Below are 19099 nucleotides of genomic sequence, written 5' to 3'. Positions count from 1 at the left end.
GGGTGGGCACATCAAGCCATGATGGCTAGTTGCCAAAGGAGTATAGGAAGTTCGGTTTTGTTGTGCAATTCATTGTCCGGGCGCTGCTCAGGCCTTGCCCGGGAGTTTTGAAAACTAAAACCGCGTGACTAGAGGGCAATCTACAAAGACGAGGTAGAAGAGGTGACTACCAAGCGGCTTGGCCGGCTCAGTAGTCGGCTGGCTCAGTCGATGTCATCTAAAGTAAAAGTGACGTCACGTTTGGCAATATCTACGTCCCAAAGAGTGTATGTGTCGCCGTCTTCATCTTCTGCACGGATGTCGTACACGGAGCCTTTGGCTTTGCGCACGCTGACGCGCACGGTTTTCCCATCTGGCAATATGTCTTCGTCGAGTACGTCTTCTTCCCAATCGCCAGCATGGGCAGGGCTAACATACAGGTAATGTATGTCGTAACCGGTATCGTTGGTTACTTCGACATAGCCGTTGAAAGCGGCGGCTGAGGTGCTGAACAGGAAGGTTATCGCGAACAATGCGAGCATTCGTTTGAGCATATTGGTCTCCTTGGCGGCATGGGCACGCAGCACCATCTACCTTGCAGTTTGCCGAGCTACATAGTGGGTTAACCTGCCTCTGCACCCTAAGAGAGCGCCTGCGAAGGCGCGTCTCGAGGTGGTCTGAGAGGAAGACACATCAATGCCTGATGGCGAGATGACATGGCATGATAGAGAAGGTGCTTTTTGCTTGGCAATGACCTGAACTGGGTATTGTCTAGACTGTTTGGTTTGGCGTATTCGCTATGCGAATGCGGCGTTTTAGGAGTCTTCCCCAAATACTCTCTGGCGCTGCCAGCCACACCTGCGAGTGCAGCCAGCGCAATGCCGTTGCATCGCTGGCGAGCAGGTTGCGTTCAGCGCGCGATAGGGCGTCCGGCCCTTCCTGCAGGCAACGCTGTGCCAGTAGCTGTAGTTCACTTTGTTGTCGTTTGGCGCGCGGGGCATGGGCCAATTGCGACTGAAGCTGGTTGGTGTAGGGGTGCACAATGGCCTCGTTGAACGCGGCATGTTGATCTACTTCGAGCAGCTTGCTGGGTTTGTTCAAGTCGTCGACCAGTTGTGAGCCCTGGGCCTCTTCTGGTATCTGCAGCCAGCGGTTGCGCAGCAAAGCTTCGCCCCAGCCGACCTTGCTCAGCAACACAAAGATAGGCGCAGCCAATATCAGCGGTAGCGCTACGGGCAGTGACCAGAGAAAAAACATCGGATCCAGCCACCAGGCGAATCCAGCCCAAGCTAGTGCCAGTAAGCTGCCGATGCCCTGATTCAATACCGCTGCCAGCCAACTGGTTTCTCCGCTGCGGTTTTGTCCCGCCCAGCGCAAATTGACGTTAAACAGCGCTTCCATCACGTAGCGGCAGTGCGAAAGCATGCGAATAGGTGCCAGCAATGCTGAGATAACTATTTCTAGAAACACGCTGAAGAACAACTTAAAGCCACCGCCAAACTGCTGACGGCGCCCACGCAGCAGTACATCGGTTACCGCGAGAAATTTGGGTAAAAACAGCAACGTCAGGGTGATACTGACCATCCATATGGCACGTTGCGGATGCCACTCTGGCCATAACGGGAATAACTGGTTTTGTTCTGGAAAGTAGTTGATTGGCCACAGCACCAAACGCGCTACTTCGATGGTCGTCAGCACGAGAAAACTAAACCAGAGCGGTGAGGCGACATAACCCATGATGCCATTCATAAAGGCCATGCGGTGGGCTAGTCGAAGCCGACGGCTGAACAGCATTAACCAGATGTGCTGCAGATTGCCTTTGGCCCAGCGGCGATCGCGGGTTAACTCATCGGAAAGGGTCGGCGGTGACTCTTCATAGCTTTGATTAAGCTCAGGCTCCAGCCACACCTCTTGGCCGGCCCGTCCCATGTAGGCTGCTTCGGCAAAGTCATGGCTGAGTACCGGGCCCTTGAACAGACCCCAGCCCGGCAATTTACGCAGGCCGCAATGTTGCATAAAGGGTTGAATGCGCAGAATCGCGTTGTGCCCCCAAAAAGCGGCATGACCGAGTTGAATCGCTGCCAGTCCGGTGGTGAACAACGGGCCATAAAGTTGGTTGGAGAACTGCTGCAGCCGCGCAAACAGCGAGCGGCCGTTAATCAAACTTGGGCTCGACTGTAATATGCCCACCTGCGGATGGCGCTGCATCAATTGCACCATGCGTACCAGGTTGTCTCCGCCCATCAGGCTATCGGCGTCGAGCACCACCATGTACTCGTAAGCGCTGCCCCAGCGCCGCAGAAAGTCGGCGACGTTGCCACTTTTGTAGTTCAGGTTGATCGGTCGACGGCGATAGAAGATACGATCCTGCATGCCTAATTCGTTACGCAGCTTATCCCAGGCGGCTTGCTCTGCTAGCCAGACATCGGGATCGCGGCTGTCGGAGAGAATAAAGAAGTCGAAATTTTCTAATTTCCCGCTGCGTTGCAAACTCAGAACGACGCTTTTCAGGCCTTGCAAGCTGCGACCAACCGGTTCGTGGTAAATCGGCATCACTACGGCGGTGCGTGCCAGCGGCGTCGCTTCTAGTGTTGCTTCATCCTGCTGGCGCAACAGGCTCAGTGGATCGCCACCAATGCGGCGTAAAAAGAAACCGGTTAGACCAATCCAGAAACCGACGCTGATCCACGCGAACAACAGAGCAAACACGGCGGCTATGCAAACTTCAATTAGATTGCCGCCGTGGTAGGGCAAAATAGACAATATGAAATAGGTGGCTGTCAGGGTCTGCAGTAGCACCGCCAAGCTCAGCAGGCCGCGCCTTACCGTGGCCGCTAGCCGCCAACGCGGGCGTTGCTGTGTAAGCAACTCGGCTGGCAAAGGCTCTGGATTATTCATCAATAATCACCGTAATGCATGCTGCTGCGGCTTAAAGGGGGCGACGCGGCGGCTACAGGTGTTTGCCCTGGAAGCTCCTCCAGCAGGGCTTGCAGGCTGAACGACAGGCGCTGCTGTTCTGGTTGGTGCAGCGCTCGTGCAGTGATGGCCAGTGCCTTTTCTTCAGTTGCTGCGTCGATCACGACGCCGCTCCAAGCCCAGTAGGCGAGGATACGTTGCAGCAGAAGTTCGCTAATGGGTTGTGGCATTGCGCAGTCCTATTTAGCAGGGCCGAGCAAGTCGGTGCCCGCCGGTAGTTCGTACTGCCACGTCTCGGTCAGCGTCTGCGCTTCATCTTTCAGGAAAGCCCGTACGTTCAACGGACGATCTGGCGCAGGACGGGCGAGAATCGACAGACGCCAGCGCTTGAGAGGCTCGACGTACTCAACGAACTGTTCAATCAGCTCGCCATCCTGTTGCACGCTAACGTCGCCCAATACTGCGGCGTCGGCCTTGAGTTCGGTCAGCGGGCCGCCGGCGAAATCAACAATCAAGCGAATCGCACCCTCTTCGTTGCCACCGCCGATGCGCATGCCATCGCCTAGAAAGCTGGCTTCGGTTTGGCCAAGGGGGGACTTTGCAATATCAGGTCCGCCAAACTGTATCTGGTAATCGTATTTCAGCTCCTGGCCCTTGCCAACGGCGGCTTCCGGCTTCCAGAAAGCGACGATGTTGTCGTTGGTTTCGTCGGGCGTCGGAAGCTGTACCAGGACGACGTTGCCCTTGCCCCAGTCGCCAGTAGGTTCGACCCAGGCACTTGGGCGTCCGTCGTAATGCGCTTCCAGGTCCATGTAATTACGGAACTCGGTATCGCGTTGCAGTAGACCAAAACCGCGCACATTCTGCGTCGCAAAATAATCCATGTTCAGCGTTTGCGGGTTACGCAGCGGGCGCCACAACCACTCGTCAGATGCGCCATCATGAACCAGCAGTCCATCGGAGTCGTGTACCTGTGGGCGCCATTCGCCACGTGGGCGGATAGTGTTCTCGCCGTAATAAAACATGCTGGTCAGCGGAGCAATGCCTAACAGCTCCACATCTTGGCGCGGGAATAGCACCGATTGCACATCCAGTACGGTGTTCTCGCCCGGGGTGACAGTAAAGCGGTAGGCGCCGGCAAGGCTTTTACCGTTAAGCAGCCCGTAGAATGTCATCACTTTGGCATCCGGCGTGGGCCGCTCCAGCCAAAACTCGACAAAGTCAGGAAATTCTTCGCCGCCGGGCAGACCTGTATTCATCGCGAGGCCGCGGGCGGAGATACCGAAGTTGTTGTCCTCGCCAACCGCGCGGTAGTAGCTCGCGCCGGCAAATACCAGGAACTGGCTTTGCACCTCAGGTTCCTTGAGCGGGAACGTCAGTTTGAAACCGGCGTAGCCAAGGTCAGCCGGGATCAAGCGTTCCACCTCAGTGTTGGGGTAGGTGAACTGATTCTTGTCGAATTTCAGGGGGTGTACGCCCTGCTCATCGATTACGTGAACTTTAACGGGGTACTTATAGAACAACCCCGGCGGTACAGGCATGACTTGGAATGCTGAATTGCTTTCGTTCCACAGGCTGTTCTCCGCTTTGAAGCGGATGCCTTGATAATCATGAAAGCTCAGCTCCTGCAGAAATTTGGGAACTGGTTCGGGTGACTTGTAGGGCGATGCAGCCAGCGTTCTTGCCTTGTCTACCACGCTAGAAAAATCGAAATCTGCTGCGCTGGCGTGAAGGGGCAGCCAAAGACTGAGTACGCCAGTTAAGAGGGAAATCCCTTTAGTCATCTTGAATTCCTTGGGGCAAAGTGGGTCTTGGCCAGCCGGAATGCGATTCCCGCCAGCTATCAATAGCTTCTTGTATAGGCTGCAGAACAGGGAGACAGTTCCCGCGACAGCGTATCGTCGTCCGCGCAATTGTTACCATTGTTGTAAGGGCTGGCAGGCGACAAATCAACTTGTGGAGAATACGTAATAACTGACTGAGAAAACCTTGCTATGGCGTGCTCAAGCAATAGGCTCGACGCTGCATTATAGCCATTTAATTATCTGTCAGAGGTTGCAAAATTTTACTCGGTGCATAGAAAAGCCATTCCCGCGCTTATCCTGAGCGGGGCTCTGCACAAGAGTTTTGCGTATTCGTGGAATCTTAGGTGTGACAGTTTTTTCTGGCATGCGTTCACTACCGTCCAGCGGTTTGCTTCCCCCGCAAAATCTGCCTAGGCTGGAAGAGTAAAAATCCTTGGTGCCTGCTATTGACGGGCATGTTTCGCGCTGTCATTTGGCGCCCTGTTGATCAATTTGGATTTAGACTTTCGGGTGCCGCCTGGCGGCGACCGACTGTTATTTGAATCCTGCTCACGACTGTTTCGAGGAGTTCGTCCATGTCTGTATCTCGCCTTAAAACCTCACGTTTATTTCGCCAGCAATGCTACGTCGGCGGCAAGTGGGTGGGGGCCAGTGATGGCAGTACCATTGATGTGGATAACCCGGCTAACGGTGAGATTCTGGGTACCGTTCCAGTACTCAGCGAAGCGGAGTTAAAGGATGCCATCAAACAGGCTGATGCTGGCTTCAAGGTGTGGCGCAAAAAAACGGCGCAAGAGCGCGCTGATCTGCTGCTGCGCTGGAACAGCCTGATATTGGAACACAAGGAAGATATCGCCACACTAATGACTCTGGAGCAGGGCAAGCCGCTGGCTGAGTCGCGTGGCGAGGTCGACTATGCGGCGTCTTTTATTCGCTGGTTTGCTGAAGAGGCTCGCCGGGTTTATGGCGAAACCATTCCCGGCGCGAAACCGGGTCAGCACATTGTGGTCGTCAAGCAACCTATTGGTGTTACCGCGGCTATTACTCCATGGAACTTCCCTGCGGCGATGATTACTCGCAAAGCGGGCGCTGCCTTGGCGGCCGGTTGTTCGATGATCGTTAAACCTGCTAGCGCTACGCCTTATACGGCGCTTGCGCTAGCGGAACTGGCGGATGAAGCGGGCATTCCGGCAGGCGTATTCAACGTGGTGACCGGCAAGGCGTCGGTTATCAGCGACGTGCTTACCAGCAGCTCGACGGTACGCAAGCTGAGCTTCACCGGCTCCACCAGTGTGGGCAGCCAGTTGATGGCTCAATGCGCCCAGCATATTCAAAAAGTATCCTTGGAACTGGGCGGCAATGCGCCCTTTATCGTGTTTGACGATGCCGATGTAGAGCGCGCGGTAGAAGGCGCGATGATCTGTAAATTCCGCAATACCGGGCAAACCTGTGTCTGCGCTAACCGCTTCTTGGTACAGGCAGGTATTCATGATCGTTTTGTTGAGAAACTCGCCGAGGCTATGGGCAAGCTCAAATTGGGCGATGGCTTTGCAGAGGGCGTCACCCAGTCTGCACTGATCAACCGTTCTGCGGTGAAGAAGGTACAAGAGCACTTTAAGGACGCCCTGAGCAAGGGCGCCAAGCACGTAGCGGGCGCTGTGCCCGAAGGCGATAACGGCAACTTTGTCGCGCCGGTGTTGATCACGGGCGTGACCCGCGATATGCAGCTGTGCGAAGACGAAACCTTTGGTCCGCTGGCAGCGGTTATCAAGTTCGAGACTGAAGAAGAAGCTATCGAAATTGCTAACGACACGCCCTTCGGACTGGCCGCCTACTTTTACAGCACCAATATCCACCGCGTATGGCGAGTAGCTGATGAGCTGGAAGCCGGCATCATCGGCGTTAACGAAGGCGCGGTTTCAAATGCCGCAGCGCCGTTTGGTGGGGTGAAGGAATCCGGCCTGGGTCGCGAAGGTTCCAGCCACGGCATTGAGGAATACATGGAGATTAAATATCTCTGCATGGGCGCGGAGTAAGCTGATGACTGAACACGCTGCACGCAAGAAAATCGCGCTGATGCCCGGTGATGGCATCGGTCACGAGGTCATGGCGGCGGCTGACGCGGTGCTACAGGCACTGCATAAGATTGAACCGTTGCCGCTGGATTGGGAAACCCTGGCGTGGCCAAGCACCGCCTGGCATCAGGCGCATGGCGAGATGATGCCGGAAGACGCCCTGCAACAAGTACAGCGTTACGATGCTTTGCTACTTGGAGCCTTGGGTGACCCCGGGCCGATCAGCGACGCGCAACGTTACCGCTTGCCCGACAGCATCTCGCTGGCGCCGCTGCTGACGTTCCGCAAGGGCTTGCAGCTTTGGGCCTGCGAGCGTCCCGCGCGCTTGCTGCCCGGAGCGCCTCAGTATCTAGCAGACCCGCGTGCCGCTGATGTCGACATGCTGGTCATTCGCGAGAACAGCGAGGGTGAATACGTCAATCAGGGCGGCCGCTTGAATCGCGGCACCGCGCAGGAGGTGGCGACCCAGCTGGAAGTGTTTACCCGTCACGGTACCGAACGGCTGATTCGCCATGCGTTTCGCCGTGCACAGCAGCGACTGGCTGCACGCCCGCAAGGCAGTGCCGCGTTTTTCTGCGCCGAGAAGGGCAGCGCTGGTGCACAGGTCTGCTTGATCACCAAGCGTAATGCCCAGCCTTTTTGGGGCGATATGTACACGGAAGTATTCGCCGAAGTGGCCAAGGAATTCCCTGACATCGGCGTGCACCATGAGCTGGTAGATGCTGCCTGTATGAAGTTTGTACAGACGCCCTGGGCCTTCGACGTAGTGGTGGCGAGTAACTTGCATGGAGACATACTGACGGATTTGGCCGCCGTGCTATCGGGCGGACTGGGGCTGGCGCCGTCTTGCAATATCAATCCAGATAGTCGGGAGATGCCCGCACTGTTTGAACCGACACATGGTAGCGCGCCGGATATTGCCGGCCAGGGGAAAGCTAATCCTGCTGCCATGCTGCTTACCACAGCCATGATGTTGGACTGGGTAGGCTGCGCACAAGCTGCCGAGCGCCTGCGCATGGCCGTTGCCAAGGATCTGGTGGCGGCTGCAGGGGCTCAGCGAACTTGTCAGGAGGTTACAGCCGGCGTGATTGGCGGGTTGTAACCCCCTTCTAAAGTGCTAGGGCTCGTTTGGCGAGTCGCTGGCCTATCGTATTTTCGAGCACAGTCGGGCGCGACGCCCGCTGCAAGGACAGGAGACGTTTATGAGTCATTTGTCACCGCTGTTGAAACAAGCCAGTCAGGTGCGCGTAGAGCGCGGCGAAGGTAGCTGGTTGTTTGACGTCAACGGCAAGCGCTATCTGGACTTCACTTCCGGCATTGGGGTTACCAGTACCGGCCATTGTCATCCCAAAGTGGTTGCAGCGGCGCGCGAACAAATCGGCAAGATCGTGCACGCGCAGTACACCACCGTCACGCACCAGCCCATGCTGGACCTGTCTGACCGGTTGGCGGAACGAATGCCCGGGCCGATCGATTCCGTGGCGTTTGCCAACTCCGGTTCCGAAGCAGTTGAAACGGCTCTGCGACTCGCGCGTCACGCGACAGGTCGCGCTAACATCATCGTATTTGATGGCGGCTTTCATGGCCGCACCATGGCAGCGGCCTCGCTGACTACTTCCGGCACTAAGGTGCGCACCGGCTTTCATCCGATGATGGCAGGGGTCGTGGTTTCACCTTTCCCGCACGCCTATCGCCATGGCTGGACTGAAGAACAGGCCACCGATTTTGCCCTGCGTGAACTTGACCATATTTTCAAAACCCAATCTGCTCCCAGCGATACCGCGGCCATGATCATCGAGCCCGTGCAGGGTGAGTTTGGTTATTACCCGGCTAACACCACGTTCATGCAGGGGCTGGCAGAGCGTTGCAAGCAGCACGGTATTTTGCTGATTTGCGATGAAATACAAGCGGGCTACGGGCGCACGGGTAAATTCTGGAGTCACGATCACTTTGCCGTACAACCTGACGTCGTAATTACCGCTAAAGGGCTGGCCAGTGGTTTCCCGCTTTCAGCGATTGCGGCATCCGAAGAGTTGATGAGTAAGGGCATGCCCGGCTCGCAGGGCGGCACCTACGGGGCTAATGCGGTTGCCTGCGCTGCTGCGCTGGCAACGCTCAAGGTGATTGATGAAGAGCAACTCGTCGCCAACGCAGCGCAGCAAGGCGAGCGTCTGCTCAATCAGCTGACTGAACTGCAACAGCGCTACAGCTGTATCGACACTATTCGTGGCAAGGGTTTGATGCTCGGCATGGAGATTGGCGATGACCACCGCACGCCGCGTGCTGACTTGGCCGGCAAGCTTAGCGTGGCCGCTGAGGCTCAAGGCCTGCTGCTGCTGCGCTGTGGCACCGATGGCCAGATAGTACGCTGGTTGCCACCGCTTACGGTGTCTGCGGATGAGATCGACGATGCGGTTTCGCGCTTTGCCAAGGCGCTAGAAGAGGTGGCTGAGTGACCCGCATTCTGGTGCTGGTTGCACCCGGCGAGTTGCCTTTGCCGGGCCTGGAGACCTTACCGACTGGCGTCGAGTTGACCACCGTCAGTGCTGAAGCCGAACTGCGTGAACAGCTCATGCATGCCGATGTGCTAGTGGTCACCGATTTCCGCACGGGCTTGCTGGAGCGGTGTTGGCCTGCGCACCACGACATCAAGTGGGTGCATGCGACGAGTGCGGGCGTGGATGCGTTGTTGTTTCCGGCGCTGGTAAAGAGCGATCTGCTGCTGACCAACGCGCGTGGTGTGTTTGATCTAGGCATCGCTGAGTATGTACTCGGCGCCGTGCTGATGTTTGCCAAAGATACCCTCGGCAATTTGAGGCATCAGCGCGCGCACCGCTGGCAGCACCGGGAGACCGATCTGATCAGCGGCAAGCAGGCGCTGATCATTGGTGCTGGCTCTATTGGCGGTGAGGTTGCGCGCCTGCTCAGTGCCCTGGGACTTGAGGTTACAGGGGTTGCTCGCAGTGCGCGAGATACGCCGCATTTCAAGCAAGTGGTCGCCAACGATGACCTCGAAAAACACCTCCCAAATGCCGATTACGTGGTGGTAACAGCGCCGCTGACCCCCGCTACAGAAGGTTTGATTAATCGCCAGATGCTGGCGCTGATGAAACCGCATGCTGTGTTGATCAACGTTGGGCGTGGCGCTGTGGTGGTGACTGACGATTTGGTTGAAGCCTTGCAGCAACGAGTAATCGCGGGCGCTGCGCTGGATGTGGTTGAGCCCGAGCCGCTGCCGGCACAGCATCCGTTGTGGGATATGCCTAACGTGATGATCTCGGCGCACATGTCCGGTGATTTTGTAGGCTGGCGCGATGCGCTGGGCGAGCAATTCAAGGCCAATCTTGAACATTGGCTGGCTGATGAAGACTTGTTTAATCAAGTTGATAAGGGTACGTCCTGAACATGCTTAGAGCAGTCAAGGTTCAGTATTTTCATGATGATTTTTCCACCTGAGGAGGCGGATATGTCCCAGGACATTCTTAAGATGACAGCAGTACAACTTCGGGAGAAGTTTGCCGACAAACAGTTGTCTCCGGTTGAAGTCGCCAATGCGATGCTGGATCAGATTGAAAGGGTGGATAAACAGACTAACGGCTTCTGCCTAGTCGATCGTGAGACCTCGCTGGGCTTTGCCCGCGAGTCTGAGCAGCGTTATCAACGCGGCGAGGCTAACGGCCTGCTGGATGGTGTTCCCGTCGCGGTCAAGGATGTATTCCTGACCCCCATGTGGCCAACCATCAAGGGTTCGCATACGGTTGACCCGCAAAGCACCATGGGTAAATCGGCCCCCTGTACCGCCGCCTTGGCGCGCCATGGTTATGTGCCTATCGGCAAGACCACGACACCCGAGCTGGGCTGGAAAGGCGTGACCGACAATCCGGTCACCGGCGTAACCAACAACCCTTGGAATCCCGCCACTACATCTGGCGGCTCCAGCGGTGGTAGCGGTGTGGCGGTTGCTTTGGGTATGGCGCCCATTGCGCTGGGAACTGATGCAGGTGGCTCGATTCGTATCCCTGCTGCGTTCTGCGGAATCGTCGGTTTGAAGCCGTCTTTCGGCGAGGTGCCGCATTGGCCGTCGAGCCCGTTCGGCACCTTGGCGCATGCTGGCCCCATGACTTGGACGGTAGAAGACTGCGCGCTGATGATGAATGTGCTGTGCGAAGCCGACCATCGCGATACCAACGCAGTGCCACGCCGTAATATTGATTATTTGGCCAAACTCAAGAACGGCGTAAAGGGACTGAAAATCGCTTACAGCCCTAACCTAGGTTACGTGGACGTAGACAAGGAGGTTGAGGCCTCGGTTGCTGAGGCGGCGAAGGTATTTGAGTCGCTGGGCGCCGAAGTGGTGCGCGTCGATCCCGGTTTCAGTGATCCGTTGGCGGCCTTTGGTCACCTGTTTTACGGTGGCGCAGCGAATGCCATCCGTGATCTGGGTGCGAAAAAACGCGCCTTGATGGACCCTGAACTAGTTAAGGTCGCCGAGAAGGCCTCGCGCCTGAGCATGCTGGATTACATGGGCGCGGTGAACGAATCCATGGCGTTGCGCGAGCGCATGGCCGGTTTTCATCAGAAATACGATTTGCTGCTGACGCCGACCTTGCCGATTACCGCTTTCAAGACCGGGCGTGAAGTGCCCGAGGACTGGCCCAGTACGCGTTGGCCAACCTGGACGCCCTTCACTTACCCCTTCAACATGACCGGTCAACCCGGACTCTCGGTGCCCTGCGGCTTCGACAGCAAAGGTCTGCCGATTGGTTTGCAGTTGGTGGGGGCACGTTTCAATGACGCTCTGGTACTGCAAGCGGGCTATGCCTATCAGCAGGCCGCGCCTTTGACCGATCGTCGTCCAGACCTGTTTACCGCCTGATCAGGGGAACGCTTTATGGCACTTGGAACAAGTGATGTAGACCTGTACGAATCCGAAGATCCGATCTGGAATCCGGCGCTGCTGACTATTCCGATTCCCGGTATTCGCAAGATGGTCAATCTGGCATCGAGCCTGGAAGATGTGATCCACCTATCTATTGGTCAGCCGGACTTGCCTGCGCCTAAAAACGTGGTGGACGCAGCCGTCGAAGCCCTGCAAGCAGGGCAGACGGGCTATACCATGGACGCCGGTTTGCCAGAGTTGTTGGAGTCGCTGTCTACCTATTACAGCGGGCGTTATCAGCGGCCACTGACTACTGAAAACATCCTGGTGACCACAGGTGCTACGGAGGCGATTTACCTGGCACTGACGGCGGTCGCGGCTCCAGGCCGGCACTTTATCGTTCCTGATCCGGCGTTTATGTTGTACGCGCCGCTGATTCGCATGAACGGTGGCGAAGTCACCGAGATTCGCACTCGAGCGGAAAACAACCATCAGCTTGACCCGCAGGAAGTGATAGACGCGATTGAGCCGCACACTCATGCCATTGTGCTCAACTCACCCAGTAACCCGACGGGTACCCTGTACCCAAAGGAAACGCTGGAGGCGATTCTGGAAGAGGCGGCGTATCGCGGTATCCACGTGATCAGCGATGAGGTCTACGATCACTTGATCTACGACGGCAAGGAGTATCCCTCAGTGCTGTCGTGCTGCAGTGATCTGGATCACGTGATGGTGGTGAGCAGCTTCTCGAAGACCTACAGCATGGCGGGTATGCGTATTGGCTGGCTGATCGCCAGCCAGGCGGCGATCAAGAAGCTGCGGCGCTATCACATGTTCACCACCACGGTGGCCAATACGCCATTCCAGTGGGCCGGCGTTGCTGCATTGCGCGGGGGTACTGAGTTCACCGATTACATGCTGGCGGAATACACACGGCGGCGAGACCGCTTGGTGGAGTTGGTCGAGCAAACGCCGCACCTCACGGGTTATAAACCGGAAGGCGCGTTTTATCTTTTTCCGTCGCTGCCGGAAGGGGTCAACGGCACCAACGTCGCGCTACGTCTGCTGAAAGAAACCGGGGTTTGTACCATCCCCGGGGAGACGTTTGGTAACAGCTGCAACAACGCGCTGCGCTTGAGCTACTCCACATCGTTGGCAAATATTGAAGAGGCGTTTGAACGCATCATCCCGTGGATGGCCAAGCAGGATTTCAGCTGACGCGCTTGGTTTTAAAGTTAAATATGTGAACTGGTTTGCAATGCAGTGAGTGAGAACTAAACTTTTTCACTGCCTGATGTCTCTTTAAGAGAGGCCGTACTGGTTAACGCCAGTGCGGCTATTTCATCCAAAGGAGGAAATCTGATGAATAGGATCGTTTATATTGTTGGTGCCGTGGTGATCGTTTTAGCTATCCTGTCGTTTCTCGGCTTTCGTTAAATCCTTGCCTCGCTGGGTATCAAGTACCTCGAGGCAAGTGAAGCAAGCGGTTCGTCGTGTTCCCGCGACGTTACCGTTTGGTAAATACCTGGTCTGCGCGCCATTCCCGCGAATTACCCCAGTTACACCACCTGCCTATTAAATTACTCCATTCTTTCGTAGTCGTTCTACGCTCTCATGGGTATAGCCTAATTGTTTTAATAATGTGTCCGTATGCTCGCCCAGTGCTGGTCCGGTCCACTCGGCGCTGCCGGGGGTTTCGGTCAATTTGGGCACAATGCCCGGCATCTTGAATGGCTTGCCGTCCGGCAGCGTGGCATTGATAAACATCTCGCGGGCCAAGTACTGCGGATCGCTGAACATGTCGGCGGCCGAATAGATTTTACTGGCAGGTACCTCGGCGCGATTAAGCAGGGTTAGCACGTCCTCTTGGCTACGACGTGCGGCCCAGCTGTCGATCAGCGCGTAGAGTTCGTCGCGACGAGCATCGCGCCCGGCGTTATCCGCTAAAGTGGGGTCGTCAGCCAGATCATCGCGCCCAATGGCACGCATAAAACGTTGGAAAATAGCGTCGCCGTTGGCACCGATTTGTACTGCTTTGCCGTCGTTGCAGGTATGGATAGAGGAGGGCGTGATGCCGGGCATAATATTGCCGCTGCGTTCGCGCACAAAGCCCATCACATCAAACTCCGGCACCATGCTTTCCATCATCGCAAACACTGCTTCATAGAGAGCAACATCGACGACCTGGCCTTTGCCTTGATTTACTTCGCGATGCCGCAGCGCCATGAGCGCGCCTATCACGCCCCACAGCGCGGCGATCGAATCTCCAATGGAGATGCCGGTGCGCACTGGCGGGCGGTCTTCATATCCGGTGATATAGCGCAGGCCACCCACTGATTCGCCTACAGCTCCGAACCCCGGTTGATCCTTGTAAGGCCCCGTCTGGCCAAAGCCCGATAGCCGCACCATGACCAACCCAGGATTGAGTGCCTGCAATACATCCCAGCCGAGGCCGAGTTTTTCCAGCGTTCCTGGACGGAAGTTCTCAATCAGGATGTCGGCGTCGGCCAGCAATTGTTTGAGAATGCTGACGCCCTCAGCTGCTTTCAGATTGAGTGTGATCGACTTTTTGTTGCGTGCCTGCACAAACCACCAAAGCGAGGTGCCTTCATACAGCTTGCGCCATTTGCGTAGTGGATCACCGCCATTGGGCGATTCGACCTTGATCACATCTGCACCGAATTCTGCGCAAATGCGGGCAGCAAAAGGGCCGGCGATCAAGGTGCCGAGCTCAATGACCTTGAGGCCGGCGAGGGGTTTGGCGGCGTTCATGCAATCTCCTGCTTAGTGCGATACGGCTGCACAGTGTAGGTGATTGCTGATGCTGCGAGGAATGCCTATGAGCCTGCTTCTGGCGGCTATTTATACCGCTGGCGTGCAGCCATTGCGGCAGCGATGTTTTTGACCAGCAGTCAAGTGGCGTGCGCAGGTTGGTGGGCTACGCTAGGCGCCAGATCAGTCATCTATAGCCTCAGCGAACTGGCCGATGGCGTCGACTACGCGCTGGGCTTCATCGCGAATATCGAGCATGGCTTCACCCGCTTTGGTGGCCAGCGCTACGCCTTGTTCCGCCTTGCTTTGGCTGCCGGTCATGCCGGCTACCGCTTGCTGCGCCAGTTCCATGTTCTGTTGCACTACGTCGTTGATTTCGACGGTGGCTTGGCTGGTGCGTGCGGCAAGGTTGCGTACTTCATCGGCGACTACCGCAAAACCTCGGCCTTGCTCGCCGGCGCGTGCGGCTTCGATGGCGGCATTGAGCGCCAACAGGTTGGTTTGCTCGGCGATACCGCGAATCACTTGGACGATGCTGTTGATGCGTTCGGATTGGGTGCTCAAGGCGCCAATGTGAGTTGCCACAGAATCGAGGTCGCCGGCAATGCTACGCACTACCTGTACGGTTTCTTCCACGGTGCGAGAGCCCTTGCGTGCGCTTTCGTCGGTTTCTGCGGCAATTTCGAACGCCAGTTTTGCAGCGGCAGACTCGGCATGCCGCCTTTCTACTTGCGCCGTGATATCGCTGGCAAACTTAACTACCCCGTAGAGTTTGCCACCCGCGTCGTACAAGGGGTTGTAGGTTGCGCGCAGCCAGACGTCTTGGCCTGATTTGGTTACTCGTTTGAAACGGTCGGAAATGAACTCGCCGTTGTTCAGGCGCTGCCAAAATCGGCGGTAGCCCTCACTGCTGGTCTCGTGCGGGTCACAGAACAGACTGTGATGTTTGCCCCGCACCTCTTCCAGGCGATAGCCCATGGTTTTTAGAAAGTTATCGTTGGCGGTAACTATGTCGCCATTGTTAGTGAATTCAATCACCGCCATAGAGCGACCTATGGCATTGAGCAGGCTTTGGTGTTCTTGTTCTGTTTGTATCTGCTGAGTAATGTCGGTCGCCAGCTTGATAACTCGAGTAACTTTGCCGTTGGCATCTTTTACGGGCAAATAGCTTGCCTCCAGCCAGACTGCGCGGTTGCCCTTGGCCAGTCGCATAAAGCGATCACTGAAGGTTTCGCCGTTCGCTAGCCGTTGCCAAAATCGAGTGTATTCACTGCTTGAGAGTAATTCGCGCGCACAGAACATGCGGTGATGCTGGCCACGTACCTCATCCATTCGGTAGCCCATGCAGTTTAGGAAGGCTTCATTGGCGTCGAGTATGTCGCCGTTGGGGCTGAACTCGATCATCGCCAGGCTTTTGCTGATGGCAGCCAGGATCTGCTTGTTGGTGGCCAGTTCTGTTGAGCATTGTTCTAATTCTTGGCGCAGGCGTGATCCGAACATAGGTACCTCAGGCAAAGCTTGTGGGAGTAGCGAGCACAGTCGCGCCCTGATTTAGAATTGATCGGCTAACGGCGGTATTTCTTGAGACCGCGTAAAGCATTTTTACGTGGCGCCGCCAGTGCAGAGGTAGCCTAAAATGCGCATAATGTCGTCTGAGTCTGTCGCCGATATTTATTGCCATCTAATCAAGGAGTGCCACTTTGGCTACCAGTCTGCTCGTATTGATCGACGATATTGCGTCCATCCTCGATGACGTTTCCTTGATGACCAAGGTGGCGGCCAAGAAAACCGCCGGTGTGCTGGGTGATGATTTGGCGCTGAACGCGCAACAGGTGACCGGTGTAAAAGCTGACCGCGAATTGCCAGTGGTCTGGGCGGTTGCCAAGGGTTCCTTTCGTAATAAGCTGATTCTGGTGCCAGCGGCGCTGCTGATCAGTGCCGTGGCGCCCTGGTTGATAACGCCCGTGTTAATGCTCGGTGGTGCCTTTCTTTGCTATGAGGGCGCAGAAAAATTAGCGCACGTTTTTTTGCACGACAGCAAAGCTGAGCATGCGCAGACCGTAAAGAACTTGTCTGGTGACCCAAAAGATGTGGTCGCTAGAGAGAAAGAGAAGATAAAAGGCGCTGTGCGTACCGATTTGATCCTTTCGGCTGAGATCATCGCGATTACTTTAGGTACGGTGGCCGAGGCGGATTTTCTGCAGCAGGTCATAGTGGTGTCGGGTATCGCGTTCGTCATGACGGCCGGTGTTTATGGGCTGGTGGCCGGTATCGTCAAGCTGGATGACGCCGGTTTGGCGTTGACCGAACGCAGCAGTGCCGCCGCGCAGAAGATCGGCGCTGGCATTCTCTGGTTTGCACCTTGGTTAATGCGCGCGCTCTCAGTGGTTGGCACCGCTGCAATGTTTATGGTGGGTGGCGGCATTCTGACTCACGGCGTTGGTGTGCTGCATCACTGGATCGAGAACAGTGCTGAGCTGGCTGGAGGGTTACCCTTTGTTGGCACCGTACTGGGCGGTTTGTTGCCAACGTTGATCAATGCCGGCTTAGGCATCGTCGCCGGCTTTGTGATTTTGGGTGTCATTACGCTAATCGGGCGTTTGCGGCAGCGTTGAGCTTCAAGAGTTGAGAGTATGAGCGTGGGTGGTCAGGTCGCCACCCAGCCGATATTGATTGTTACCGCTGCGTTTGGCTGCGTACATAGCAAGATCGGCTGCATGAATGAGCTTGTCGAGCGTTACCGCGTGGTCCGGAAATACGGCCACTCCCAAGCTGGCGCCGATTCGGTATTGCCGGTCACCCAGCGTTAGCTGTGGCGCCAGCTCAGCGAAGATTTTTTCGCAGATGCTGTGCGCTTCGTCGGCCAACCGATGCTCCGGCGCAAGTCCTTCCATCAACAACACAAACTCGTCGCCACCCAGGCGAGCCACCATGTCACTGGCGCGTAAGGCGCTGCGTAAACGCTCAGCGACTTGGATCAATAGTTCGTCGCCCACGGCATGGCCATGTTGATCATTGATGTGCTTGAAGTTATTCAGGTCGATGAATACCAGCGCCACTCGCGTTTGCTGGGTTCGCGCTCGGGTGAGCGCTTTGTTTAACCGTTTTTCAAGCATTAGTCGGTTGGGTAAGCCGGTCAGTGGGTCATGGTGGGCCAGTTTTTCAAGTGCTTGGGTTGAGCGCTTGTCGTCGGTGATGTCGCGTACCACCCCCATCATTTTAAACGCCTTCCCCTGCTCATTCTTGATCACGTTGCCGGTCTCGCGAACCCAATGCACGCTGCCGTCTGGCCACACCACGCGGTATTCCTCGTCGTGGTTCTCGCCCGTTTCTATACAGAGCTGCTCACCGGCCCGAACTTGTTCGCGATCGTCTGGGTGCACGCTGTTGCAAAACAACGTGTAGGTGGGGGTAACGTCCCCTGGCTGGTAGCCAAACATGTTGTAGATGGCTTCTGACCAGTAAAGCCGATCCGTGCCTATGTCCCAGTCCCAGGTGCCTATCTGCGCGAAGTACTGGCTACGCTTCAGGCGCTCCATGGCCTCGTTGCTGGCGCTGCGTAAAGGGTCTGGGTGGATGAGTAGCACGGCGGTATGGCGTGAGGTATCTGGCAGTAAGGTAATGTCCACTTGATGCCGGTCATGTTGCTGGTTGATCGCCAGGGTTTCCTGACGTTGCAGGGTGCTTGGCAAGGTTTCCAGCATGGGTAGCCATCGGCTTATTTGGCTGCCGTTCAACAGCTCGGACGGAACACTGAGCAGCGTGCCCGCAGCGGGATTGTGCCAAGTGATTTTGCGCTGTTTATCGAGCAGCAAAATGCCGTTTGGCGACAACTCAAGCAGCGCGCGAAATCGCGCGAGCTGCTGGTGGGCATGTTTTACCCAGAATGCCGCTACCAGGGCAATCAATAATATGGCAGCTATAAGGAATAGGCTCATCGAGGCCATCGTTTGGTATTGGTTTAAAACAGTATACCCACGAACCGGGCTTTCGAGGTTGAGTGCTGGCTATTTGGTATTGAAAACATTCAAGTCTGAACCTTGGAGGCTATGATTACTCAGAATAGGACGGAATGCACAGGTGCGCCGGACAGTTCAAATGGGTCGCGACAGGGAGGTAGGCATGGCTTGGAATCAAGAAACGCTAAACGTGATAGGGCGCACGTTACTGGATGAGTTTTCCGACCTGTCGGATATTGAGCAGGGCACGCGCATCACCTTGCGTCTTATTTTAGCGGCTTTGCTGGGTGGGCTGCTGGGATTGGAACGTGAACAGCAGGGCAAGGAAGCGGGCGTGCGTACCCATATGTTGGTCTCGCTCGGTGCAGCGCTGTTTGTGCTGGTACCGGATATCGGTGGAGCGATGGACGATGCCATGAGTCGCGTTATTCAAGGCGTGGTCGCAGGTATTGGTTTTCTAGGTGCCGGTACCATCCTGAAAAGCGATAGGCACGATGAAGTAAGAGGCCTCACCACGGCCGCGGGCATTTGGCTGACCGCTGCGATTGGCGTCACCATCGGGTTGGGGCATGAGTCGACTGCGCTGCTGGCAGCCGGTATGGCGTTTGTCATTCTGCACGTGGTGCCCTTATTGTTAAAGCGCACCCCTCGACAGGATAACGATTAGCTGAGTAACGCGGAACCGACAGCGACTTGCGTTACACTGCCGGCCCT

General features: G+C 56.2%; 14 protein-coding genes and 2 pseudogenes. 8 read left to right on the top strand and 8 right to left on the bottom strand.

What is annotated here, in order from left to right:
- Positions 1-203: 203 nt before the first annotated feature.
- The 4 genes from AC1XYH_RS12315 to AC1XYH_RS12300 all read right to left on the bottom strand — a co-directional run bounded on the left by AC1XYH_RS12315 (position 204) and on the right by AC1XYH_RS12300 (position 4679).
- Positions 204-533, bottom strand: coding sequence for a hypothetical protein (locus tag AC1XYH_RS12315; RefSeq protein ID WP_483323464.1), 330 nt, complete (start codon positions 531-533; stop codon positions 204-206).
- A gap of 217 nt (positions 534-750) precedes the next feature.
- A complete protein-coding gene (gene mdoH, locus AC1XYH_RS12310) occupies positions 751-2877 on the bottom strand; it encodes a glucans biosynthesis glucosyltransferase MdoH (RefSeq protein ID WP_483323463.1) in 2127 nt (708 codons plus the stop codon).
- Positions 2877-3125, bottom strand: a complete 249-nt coding sequence (locus tag AC1XYH_RS12305; RefSeq protein WP_483323462.1) for a hypothetical protein — start codon at positions 3123-3125, stop codon at positions 2877-2879. Before AC1XYH_RS12305 ends, mdoH begins: the two co-directional genes overlap by 1 nt.
- A 9-nt stretch (positions 3126-3134) precedes the next feature.
- Positions 3135-4679 carry an OpgD/OpgG family glucan biosynthesis protein gene (locus AC1XYH_RS12300; RefSeq protein WP_483323461.1) on the bottom strand — a complete coding sequence of 515 codons (1545 nt, stop codon included), beginning with the start codon at positions 4677-4679 and terminating at the stop codon, positions 3135-3137.
- A 596-nt stretch (positions 4680-5275) separates the two neighbouring features.
- Here AC1XYH_RS12300 and AC1XYH_RS12295 point away from each other — a divergent pair.
- The 6 genes from AC1XYH_RS12295 (at position 5276) to AC1XYH_RS12270 (ending at position 12872) form a co-directional block, all read left to right on the top strand.
- Entirely contained in the window at positions 5276-6736 is a 1461-nt protein-coding gene (locus AC1XYH_RS12295; RefSeq protein ID WP_483323460.1) for an NAD-dependent succinate-semialdehyde dehydrogenase, read from the top strand.
- Between the two features lie 4 nt (positions 6737-6740).
- Entirely contained in the window at positions 6741-7877 is a 1137-nt protein-coding gene (locus AC1XYH_RS12290; protein ID WP_483323459.1) for an isocitrate/isopropylmalate dehydrogenase family protein, read from the top strand.
- Between the two features lie 100 nt (positions 7878-7977).
- Complete coding sequence (locus AC1XYH_RS12285) at positions 7978-9231, top strand: aspartate aminotransferase family protein (protein ID WP_483323458.1); 1254 nt, start codon at positions 7978-7980, stop codon at positions 9229-9231.
- Positions 9228-10178 carry a D-2-hydroxyacid dehydrogenase gene (locus AC1XYH_RS12280; protein ID WP_483323457.1) on the top strand — a complete coding sequence of 317 codons (951 nt, stop codon included), beginning with the start codon at positions 9228-9230 and terminating at the stop codon, positions 10176-10178. The genes AC1XYH_RS12285 and AC1XYH_RS12280 overlap by 4 nt, the downstream gene beginning before the upstream one ends.
- A 63-nt stretch (positions 10179-10241) precedes the next feature.
- Positions 10242-11651, top strand: coding sequence for an amidase (locus AC1XYH_RS12275; protein WP_483323456.1), 1410 nt, complete (start codon positions 10242-10244; stop codon positions 11649-11651).
- Positions 11652-11666: 15 nt separating this feature from the next.
- Positions 11667-12872, top strand: a complete 1206-nt coding sequence (locus tag AC1XYH_RS12270) for a pyridoxal phosphate-dependent aminotransferase (RefSeq protein ID WP_483323455.1) — start codon at positions 11667-11669, stop codon at positions 12870-12872.
- Between the two features lie 357 nt (positions 12873-13229).
- On the opposite strand, the gene AC1XYH_RS12265 is transcribed toward AC1XYH_RS12270, so the two are convergent.
- The 3 genes and pseudogenes from AC1XYH_RS12265 to AC1XYH_RS12255 form a co-directional block, all read right to left on the bottom strand.
- Positions 13230-14426, bottom strand: coding sequence for a CaiB/BaiF CoA transferase family protein (locus tag AC1XYH_RS12265; protein WP_483323454.1), 1197 nt, complete (start codon positions 14424-14426; stop codon positions 13230-13232).
- A gap of 183 nt (positions 14427-14609) precedes the next feature.
- Positions 14610-15050, bottom strand: a pseudogene (locus AC1XYH_RS12260) (methyl-accepting chemotaxis protein); the annotation flags it as partial.
- A gap of 153 nt (positions 15051-15203) precedes the next feature.
- Positions 15204-15830, bottom strand: a pseudogene (locus AC1XYH_RS12255) (PAS domain-containing protein); the annotation flags it as partial.
- Positions 15831-16126: 296 nt separating this feature from the next.
- On the opposite strand from AC1XYH_RS12255, the gene AC1XYH_RS12250 reads away from it, so the two are divergent.
- Positions 16127-17041 (top strand): DUF808 domain-containing protein, encoded by a 915-nt coding sequence (locus AC1XYH_RS12250; RefSeq protein WP_483323453.1) that lies wholly within the window; start codon positions 16127-16129, stop codon positions 17039-17041.
- 3 nt (positions 17042-17044) lie between these two features.
- Here AC1XYH_RS12250 and AC1XYH_RS12245 read toward each other — a convergent pair whose 3' ends face one another.
- Positions 17045-18364, bottom strand: a complete 1320-nt coding sequence (locus AC1XYH_RS12245; protein WP_483323452.1) for a diguanylate cyclase domain-containing protein — start codon at positions 18362-18364, stop codon at positions 17045-17047.
- Between the two features lie 184 nt (positions 18365-18548).
- On the opposite strand from AC1XYH_RS12245, the gene AC1XYH_RS12240 reads away from it, so the two are divergent.
- The gene (locus tag AC1XYH_RS12240; RefSeq protein ID WP_483323451.1) at positions 18549-19052 is read left to right on the top strand and encodes an MgtC/SapB family protein; all 504 of its coding nucleotides are present in this window, start codon (positions 18549-18551) and stop codon (positions 19050-19052) included.
- Positions 19053-19099 lie beyond the last annotated feature (47 nt).

Source organism: Pseudomonas sp. GW-45 (assembly GCF_056896675.1).
Note: the sequence above shows the minus strand (reverse complement) of the source record. Positions and strands in the feature narration are given on the sequence as shown.

Coding starts and splice junctions, on each gene's coding strand:
- AC1XYH_RS12315 (WP_483323464.1), bottom strand. CDS start 533: ATGCTCAAACGAATGCTCGCATTGTTCGCGATAACCTTCCTGTTCAGC.
- mdoH (WP_483323463.1), bottom strand. CDS start 2,877: ATGAATAATCCAGAGCCTTTGCCAGCCGAGTTGCTTACACAGCAACGC.
- AC1XYH_RS12305 (WP_483323462.1), bottom strand. CDS start 3,125: ATGCCACAACCCATTAGCGAACTTCTGCTGCAACGTATCCTCGCCTAC.
- AC1XYH_RS12300 (WP_483323461.1), bottom strand. CDS start 4,679: ATGACTAAAGGGATTTCCCTCTTAACTGGCGTACTCAGTCTTTGGCTG.
- AC1XYH_RS12295 (WP_483323460.1), top strand. CDS start 5,276: ATGTCTGTATCTCGCCTTAAAACCTCACGTTTATTTCGCCAGCAATGC.
- AC1XYH_RS12290 (WP_483323459.1), top strand. CDS start 6,741: ATGACTGAACACGCTGCACGCAAGAAAATCGCGCTGATGCCCGGTGAT.
- AC1XYH_RS12285 (WP_483323458.1), top strand. CDS start 7,978: ATGAGTCATTTGTCACCGCTGTTGAAACAAGCCAGTCAGGTGCGCGTA.
- AC1XYH_RS12275 (WP_483323456.1), top strand. CDS start 10,242: ATGTCCCAGGACATTCTTAAGATGACAGCAGTACAACTTCGGGAGAAG.
- AC1XYH_RS12270 (WP_483323455.1), top strand. CDS start 11,667: ATGGCACTTGGAACAAGTGATGTAGACCTGTACGAATCCGAAGATCCG.
- AC1XYH_RS12265 (WP_483323454.1), bottom strand. CDS start 14,426: ATGAACGCCGCCAAACCCCTCGCCGGCCTCAAGGTCATTGAGCTCGGC.
- AC1XYH_RS12245 (WP_483323452.1), bottom strand. CDS start 18,364: ATGAGCCTATTCCTTATAGCTGCCATATTATTGATTGCCCTGGTAGCG.
- AC1XYH_RS12240 (WP_483323451.1), top strand. CDS start 18,549: ATGGCTTGGAATCAAGAAACGCTAAACGTGATAGGGCGCACGTTACTG.